The 8,110-nt window shown below is 35.1% G+C and carries 7 protein-coding genes; 1 reads left to right on the top strand and 6 read right to left on the bottom strand.

What is annotated here, in order from left to right:
* Positions 1–295: 295 nt before the first annotated feature.
* The 4 genes from F6K40_RS36880 to F6K40_RS36865 all read right to left on the bottom strand — a co-directional run bounded on the left by F6K40_RS36880 (position 296) and on the right by F6K40_RS36865 (position 4,114).
* Positions 296–1,369 (bottom strand): DUF4335 domain-containing protein, encoded by a 1,074-nt coding sequence (locus F6K40_RS36880; RefSeq protein WP_293144170.1) that lies wholly within the window; start codon positions 1,367–1,369, stop codon positions 296–298.
* Between the two features lie 621 nt (positions 1,370–1,990).
* Positions 1,991–2,113 carry a hypothetical protein gene (locus F6K40_RS36875; protein ID WP_293144167.1) on the bottom strand — a complete coding sequence of 41 codons (123 nt, stop codon included), beginning with the start codon at positions 2,111–2,113 and terminating at the stop codon, positions 1,991–1,993.
* A gap of 5 nt (positions 2,114–2,118) precedes the next feature.
* A complete protein-coding gene (locus tag F6K40_RS36870; protein WP_293144164.1) occupies positions 2,119–2,988 on the bottom strand; it encodes a mechanosensitive ion channel family protein in 870 nt (289 codons plus the stop codon).
* Between the two features lie 4 nt (positions 2,989–2,992).
* Positions 2,993–4,114, bottom strand: coding sequence for a hypothetical protein (locus F6K40_RS36865; protein ID WP_293144161.1), 1,122 nt, complete (start codon positions 4,112–4,114; stop codon positions 2,993–2,995).
* A 1,251-nt stretch (positions 4,115–5,365) separates the two neighbouring features.
* Between F6K40_RS36865 and moaA the strand changes: the two genes are divergently transcribed.
* Positions 5,366–6,352, top strand: a complete 987-nt coding sequence (gene moaA / locus F6K40_RS36860) for a GTP 3',8-cyclase MoaA (RefSeq protein ID WP_293144159.1) — start codon at positions 5,366–5,368, stop codon at positions 6,350–6,352.
* A 340-nt stretch (positions 6,353–6,692) separates the two neighbouring features.
* Here the strand turns inward: moaA and F6K40_RS36855 are convergent, their stop codons facing one another.
* A complete protein-coding gene (locus tag F6K40_RS36855; RefSeq protein WP_293144157.1) occupies positions 6,693–7,217 on the bottom strand; it encodes a hypothetical protein in 525 nt (174 codons plus the stop codon).
* Between the two features lie 193 nt (positions 7,218–7,410).
* On the bottom strand, positions 7,411–8,110 hold a 700-nt coding region (locus F6K40_RS36850; RefSeq protein WP_293144154.1), incomplete at its 5' end, for a glycosyltransferase.

Genomic DNA, 8,110 nt, shown 5'->3' with positions numbered 1-8,110 from the left:
AGCATTTTGTTATTGTAAAAGCCAAAACAGGGGGAGGACATCACCTCTGTCATGCTCCGCGGTCAGGGTTTCCCAGACGCTCAGAATCCCGCGTTGTCCCGTAAGGGCAACGTCGGGAGTATGTCAAAAATATACCACCAGGCACTGTTATACTCACTAAATCATTTTTCTAAATTCTAAATTCTAAATTGGGAAGCCTTCTGCCCCTGGATAGGGGGATGAAAAAAATATTCGATTTAGTATTTGCTTCAGCCAAAGGTACTGATAACTGATAACTGATAACTGATAACTGAATTTACCAAGGTTCTACTTCTAGGGAACCTTGTTTAGTAAACAACACCCTAAACTCAGCCGTAGATTGATTATCATCTCCATTTACTGCTTCTTGGTCCAATAAATTTGGCAGAGGAGTTTTATCTACATCATCAGCAGCAGCAGGACTTATTGGTTTATAGCCAATAATAGAACCATCAGCAGCCACTGTTACACGATACATCAAATCTGTATTGATTTTTGTTTTCCAAGTATCATTAATTTTTTCAGAGAGTAAATTCTGTAATTTTTCAATCTCTGTTGGATTGGTAATTTCCGAACTGGTAGTCAAAGATGACTCTAAATTTTCTTCAGATAGTCTCTCCTCAGATGAATCTATAGTCGTTGATTTTGGCGAAGAGTCCGAACTTTCAGGTGTAGGAGTAGGATTAAAACCAGGTTCCGGGGTACCTGTCGGAGTAGTCTCTAAATTACCCACACTCTCATTTGACTGTGGTTGAGGTTCTCTCGGACGTTGTACTTCTGGAATAGGTACAAAAAATAAAGCTAACGCTGCTATTGCTAAACCGGACATTCCCACAGCAGCAGGCAGAACTTTTTGGGCCATAGGTTCTCCTGAGTTGGCCTGTTTTCGAGAAACAGGTCCGACTGCTAAAGAGAAATCCGGTAAAGTGAGAGAATCAGCAAAAAACTGGTCTATTGCCTCAACCAGATCGAATAACTCAACTGTGGTTAAATCAATAATTCTTTCCGGTTTTTGGTCTTTTCCAGGAGAGTCATTGCCATCAGAAAGTGTTAACCTGTGCAGATTAACATCTATTTTTTTTAAGTGCAGTAACTCTTGAGTGTCACTATGGTGTCTGGAGTAAGATATTCCACTCAGAAATTCCTGAGCATAGCTACTAACTTGCCTAACCAAACTTTCAAAAAAATCTCGTCCCCCAGTTAAAGGTGGAGCTTGGCCATTAATATGACATTCCGCACTCATTAATATAGACAATACTTGCCCTGAACTTAAATTAGTTCCTCCAGTATCACTCAAGCCTTGCAAAATCAATTTGCAGTTAGGCAAACTGTACTGACGTTTAATCGTCATTGCACTTCTACTCCATAAAACTGCTACAAAGGGTCATTTCAGTTATCAGTTATAACTACCGACTGCTGAAGCATTCGGATTGAAATACTCAATCGAATATTTTTTTATCCCTTTTCAGGGAAAGTTTGGGACCTTATTTTTGGGTCACTACGCTCATCAGAAATTATAGTGGCAGTATTATTGCAACATTTTACAGCAGTTTTCTATTCTCTGGAAGTAAATATATTGATGGTTTTAGGGATTAGAGTTGGGGAAAGGTAAGGAGTTTGCGAAGTACAGGGTTTGGAAAATACGCAAGTTGCATTAATCAAAACAGACTTTCCCCTGAACCTCCCACACTTTCCACAACTCCCACACTCGTAACCCATAGCGTCGATTATTCAAAACCCACCCTTGTAATAAGTAGTCGTGCTTTGAGGAATTGCCTAGTTGAGAGAGGGAACACTTAACTGGAAATAGGGAATAGGGAACCCACCCCTAAACCCTCCCAGGAGGGGAGTAATTGATAATTTATCGATCAGATTGGAGATTTGTAATAAAATGCGTAATTAATTTTGCATAAGCACTTACTAATTCCCAAAAGTAATATTATACTTAAGTGACACTTCAGTGATTAATTAATTAACATGAAAAAATCATCTTTTTGCGAATTTGAGTCAATTTAATATTAATTTTTCTTATGTTTATTTCTCCCCACACCTCCCACACTTCCCACACTCCCCACACCTCCCACACTCCCCACAAATCTCCTACTCCCCTACTCCCTTCCTCAAAAAACTTTGAGGATAGGTAAAATCATGTTTTGCAAAAGCTTGTTTGACTCGCCTCACCAAATCAGTTTTGTAGATATATTCATCTCTAGCATCTATAGGATAAGACTTTAACTGAAATTGAGTGCCCCAAGGTTTTTCTTCAACTAATACTCTAATCGGCAATTTTAATTGAGTATACTTACTTGTATAAGCAGCCAGATATAAAATTTTAATTGCCAGTTCTGAATCTACTTCATGGGCTAAATAAAAATCCGTTGTAACTTGAGCTTCTAAGGCACCACTATTAGAATTAGATATTGGCTCATTCCAAATTTTATTATGGGGAATAAATATCATATTATCTTCAATAGTTAGTAAACGAATACCTCGCAAATCATAACTAATAATTTCACCATAATTATCTCCTATTTTTACCCGATCTCCTACTCGATAGGGAGTTTCAAATAGAGCTACTACTCCAGCAATTAGAGAACTAACATAATCTTTAAAAGCAAAACCCAAAGCTACAGCAATTGTACCCGTTATCGCTAATAAATTTTGAGTCGAAAGTTGCAAGAATAAACTTAGTACATAAATTGTAGTAGTAAATAAAATTAAAGCTTGTAGAAAAGGATCTGATTGTTTAGCTGCTGCTCGAAATCTTAAGGGTACACTTTCTGACAATGACTGACTTAAAAATTTAACGCTGATGAGAAAACCATAAGCAAGAAGTAAAGCAATTATTGTTTGCAGAATAGTCTGAAAATTTATATTCTTGATGCTTATTCCTTTTAACCCTTGTTCTACTGTAAGTACATACAGATGAAAATTAAATGTTAATTCTAGATAGTTTAAAGATAAAGTCATTCTATTAATCAGTTATAAAATTATATTTTTTTAAGTACCTACAAAGTTTTAAATAATATGCAGGATGAACGCTAAATAAATTATTCAAACGTTGAATTATGCTTAGGCGTAATAATTTTTCAATTTGGAATTGAATTATACTTTCCGGTTCTCCTAAACTCAAGGCTAAATGAGATAAATTAATTTCTTTGTGCAAAAGTATAGAGAATAAAAGATAGCGGTCATCATGGTTCAATTCTGGTAAATCTAATAATTTGACTTTTTTATACTCTACCAACATAGTCTCTTTATCTTCTGTTTGAGTATCAATATTTTCCAAATTTGCCAGACTCAAAGATTGTAACCATAATTGAGCAGCTACTGAACTGAATCCTTCGGAAATAGAGGATAAATAATCAAAATTTTCTTTGATTTTAGCAAGTTGTTTTTCTTCATCTTGACTATTGTTTTTAAACTCCAGTTGATTAATTACAGGAGTCAGCCATTCCATAATTTCTTCTCCTGTGAGAGTTGGTAATAGTAGAGTTTTTTCAAAGTAAGACTTAATATTATAAACATGGTCAAGATATTGCCATGTTAAAGAATTACAACCAATTAAGCAAAATCGAGAGTGGTCTTCAAAGATTCTATTTCTTAAAAACTCAATTCCATTCAAACCATGTATTTGTCGTAGAAAGCAAATTTCTAAACAAGGAATAACTACTAATTCCTTAAATTTGCCAGAACTATTCTCAACATCTAATTTGTCAGACAGACCTAAATCTTTTTGTAAGTTAGGAAGAATATTCCAGGAATCTTTTGGTCTATTTGACCAAGATAATAACTTGATATCTTCGATATTTTCATTATTCCAGTTAGCTAAAGCTGATTGAATAATTTGGGATAAAGGTTCTATAGAGCTACTGAGAATTACCAGTTCATTTGACTCTGGATTATTTTGCCATTGAAGTAATGCTTTTTCTAAAGTAGATTGCACAATTTCGAGATATTTAGGATGACAAGGTAAACCTTGAATTTGTTGATTTAAACTAGAAGTAATATTTTTTGGGAGTTCATCAACTTCATTCTCAGTTTCTGGGGATGGAGTTTTGATAAATAGAGATTTTAATCGATCGACAAGCTGCATAACTTTATTAATGGATAATGGATAATGGATAATTGATAATGAATAATGGATAATGAATAATGGATAATGGATAGTGGATAATTACCTCTGTTTAAAACCTTAACGTAATTGAATATAAGGATTTTTTAAAATTGATAATGGATAATGAAAATCATCTATAATTATCAATTATATATCAATAAAAGCTATATCTAACTATCAATTGTAAATCATAAATCATCCATTGTTAAAAATAGGTTTTAAACCGAATTTAACGATTATAAATTATCCATTAGTAGTAATTTAGATAGTCTTTGTAAAATAAATATTAGAGTTTGAACTTTACCATAAATTTACATGAGTTGTAATTAGATATTTTTTTTGCTCAAACTCAAAACAATATTTGCTAATAACTGGCAAACAGGAAAATGGTCGGTATAATATATTAATTCCCAAAAAGCGTGAGGTACAAAATTCTAAGTTTTAGGAAATATTTAACTGATAATATAAGCAGCGGTCAACTATCAACTATTGTTTTTGATAGGCTATAAAAGCTTTGTTCATTAATAGACATCTCCTAAAATTCAAAATAGAATCAATTCTTATCTAGAAATTATCAATTACTTCTTCCAGTTAAGAGTTAAGTGTTCCCTGTTCCCTCTTTTCTGGAGAGGTCTAATGGATAATGGATAATGGATAATTACCTCTGGTTAAAACCATGAGGGAATTGAATATAAGGAAATATCCTACCACTATTCTCGCCTTGGTGATTGGATATGGCGCCCGTAACCCATCCATCCCATCCTACGGACAGCTCCGCAATTCAAGTCGCTCCACGTTTTCCTTTCCTGTGGAATTCTCCGTTTTCCATGTCGGCGACAGCCATGCGAAGCGCAAAAACGACAGCTTTTTATCGTTTATTTGGGAGGCTTTTAATCTGAATTATTTAATTAATAATTATTAATTATTTGGTAAGAAAAATATAACTTACCTCATACTTGCTGAAAAACTCTATATTGACCATTTTTTGAATTCAAAATTCCCGCATTCAAAGTTAAAATTTTTTAGTTCTAACTTAATTTCAATAATTGTTTAATTAAGGATTCAATCCTCATTCTTCTCTCTTATCGAAAAAATCAAAAATATTTTCCTTGTTTCAAGTCTCTGACTTGACTGCGGAATGCGGAGCAAACAGGCAGAGGTTATAATGAGCGAATTAATAATTTTAAATTTTGAATTGATTTGACATTTTATTAACATAGAAATTTTAATATGAATAACGTTGATTATCTCAGAATTAGTCTGATAGATCGTTGCAACTTTCGGTGTCAATATTGTATGCCAGAAGGTGCAGAAATTGACTATATCTTAAAACAAAATTTATTGACTAATGATGAATTACTAACTCTGCTCAAAAATGTATTTATTCCTGTCGGTTTTACTCAATTTCGCTTAACAGGAGGTGAACCTTTATTACGTGCTGGTCTTGTAGATTTGATTGAAGCGATCGCTTCTTTTCCAGAAACAAAAGATTTATCTATGACGACTAATGGATTTTTATTAGCAAATATGGCAAAAGATTTATATCAAGCTGGTTTAAAAAGAATTAATATTAGTTTAGATTCTCTAGACTCAGATACTTTTAATTTAATTATTGGAAATAGAGGTCGTAGTCGTTGGCAACTTGTTTGGAATGGTATTCAAGCTGCTTATGAAGTTGGTTTTGACCCTTTAAAAATAAATGTAGTTGTTATTCCTGGGGTGAATGACCATGAAATTTTAGACTTAGCAGCTTTAACTATTGACCGTAATTGGCACATTCGATTTATTGAATTTATGCCTATTGGTAATGATAAATTATTTGACGATACAGGTTGGATTTCTTCTGAAGAATTAAGACAAACGATTAAGAAAAAATGGGGACTAACAGAATCTTTTGTCCGGGGAAATGGGCCAGCCGATGTATTTCAAATTCCTGGAGCAAAAGGAACCCTAGGATTTATTAGTCAAATGTCCGAATGCTTTTGCGATCGCTGTAATAGAATGCGTCTTTCTGCGGATGGATGGTTAAGACCTTGCCTTTTGAATGAAATGGGTCAAATAGATTTAAAAAATGGCCTGCGTAATGGAGTTTCTGTTGGAGAGTTACGAGAGCAGGTCGAATATTTATTAGGTATAAAACCAGAAATTAATTTTAAACAAAGAGAGTCTGGTACTACTGGAATTTATAGTCGAAGTATGTCACAAATTGGAGGATAATTTGTAAGCTTTCAGCTATTAGCTGTTAGCTCTCAGCAATAAAACCCTCCCCTTAAGAAGTTTATAAGGAGAGGTTTTTTAATTTCTGGTTGTGACAAGGCAAGAAGAAACAGGAGAATAATGGTGACAAGGGAGAAAGATGAGTAAGTCCAAGTCCAATTCTCCCTATAAAGTAAGCAGGATATATGTTATATCATGTCCGGATCAACACTAACAATAAAGTCATTGCGACTGGAACGGAGTGGAAGGTTTGCTCCGCATTCCGTAAGGAAAACAATCTCTAGGTTTGAGATATTTCTCCCATTTATTCTTAATGATAACTATTCAACCGGACATGATATTACTCGTCAAGTTGGTCATTAATATTGTTTCCTAATTGCTTAATATTTTCAGCAAGTCCCGCTTGAATTATTTGGCAAGCCGAATTTACTTCAAGTTGAAATTGGTTAATTGTTTTAGCTGCACTTTGAGTAAATGAGCTGTTCTCAATCTTTGTCTCAACTTTCTTTCCTTTCTCTACAGGAGGAGCTTTACTTGCAGTCCCATCATTTTCCTCTGTTGCGGTTGCAGCAACTGTAGTTTCCTGGGTTCCTGCTTCCTCCTGTTGCTTGTCTGTTTCAGAATCCTCAATTGTTGTAATACTATTCTCTAGTTTTTCTTCAGCGATCTGTTTGGTAAGTGATTGTTTTTCTTGAGCTATCTGTTCAGCAAGCAATTGCTTTGAAAGCTTATAAACCTGCTGAGCTTGAACTCTTTGCTTCTTAAGAGCTTTTAGCGTATCTTTCTTAGCTAATTGGATTGTTTCAAGTTGTAATGCAATATCAGCTTTGATTCCCGCTGCTGCTTTTTGCTGTGGGGTTGGCATAACATTTCTCCATACTTAATTTTGCGTGACTTCGTTGATGATGGGAATCTCCAGAAAAGGTTATCAAACCCTGATGACACTCTTTTCTGGAGATATCTAATAAAAGACTAAGAGTGTACAAAAAGCCATTGAGATTCTTCTGTTCTGATAGAAGAAAAAATAGATAACAACAGCAGTAACAGTAAGCTCTAGCCTAATCTTCTGAGACTACCTTCACTACCCCAGCTGGAGCTTGGCAAGTTGTCTTTTCATTCCACTGTTCATCAAATGCATGGACAACAGACTGCGCGAAATGTTCGAGGGTATATTCTTGTAGTAACCTCTCCGCTAATTGCTTCGCTTTCGTATTTCTGTCTTCTATGTTCTCCACCAAGCTTGCCATTGCTTGAGTCCATGCTTCAGGGCGATCATTAAAGACATTTCGGGTAAATGTCTCTAACTTCAAATCTTCTGATTTGAGTTTCCTTCCTTTTGCTGGTGCGAAATCTTTAACTACAAATTCGCCCCCTAGATCTGAATATTGTTCAATCACGAATTGTCCTGCTCCACTTAACTCGCTTACCAAAAATGATCGTCCAGAAGTAAGCGCTTCAAAAGGTACAAGACCGAAGTGTTCAAAGTATGCTGCCGTTAAAATACCGTCAGCACTCTTATATTCAGCATCTACCTGAGTCTTAGGCATTGTTGGCTTCACATCGAAACTGACACCATTCCAATCCTCTTGAACCTCAAATACTCCCCGCACCCAGCTTTGGACACTGTCAGCATTCACTACTCGCAAGTCATCAGCACTATCAACTTCTTCAACCCCACCTGGCAGTCTTCTTTCACTTATTCCGATTACCTTGATTAAGACTTTTTTCTTTTTTCCTTGAGATCGGAAGATCACACCG

The organism is Okeania sp. SIO3I5 (assembly GCF_010672085.1).
GTDB lineage: Bacteria > Cyanobacteriota > Cyanobacteriia > Cyanobacteriales > Microcoleaceae > Trichodesmium.
This window is presented reverse-complemented; position numbering and strand designations above follow the sequence as displayed.

Bases quoted from the DNA above. Each gene is read 5' to 3' on its own strand.
- moaA (WP_293144159.1), top strand. From the start codon at position 5,366: ATGAATAACGTTGATTATCTCAGAATTAGTCTGATAGATCGTTGCAAC.
- F6K40_RS36855 (WP_293144157.1), bottom strand. From the start codon at position 7,217: ATGCCAACCCCACAGCAAAAAGCAGCAGCGGGAATCAAAGCTGATATT.
- F6K40_RS36880 (WP_293144170.1), bottom strand. From the start codon at position 1,369: ATGACGATTAAACGTCAGTACAGTTTGCCTAACTGCAAATTGATTTTG.
- F6K40_RS36865 (WP_293144161.1), bottom strand. From the start codon at position 4,114: ATGCAGCTTGTCGATCGATTAAAATCTCTATTTATCAAAACTCCATCC.
- F6K40_RS36870 (WP_293144164.1), bottom strand. From the start codon at position 2,988: ATGACTTTATCTTTAAACTATCTAGAATTAACATTTAATTTTCATCTG.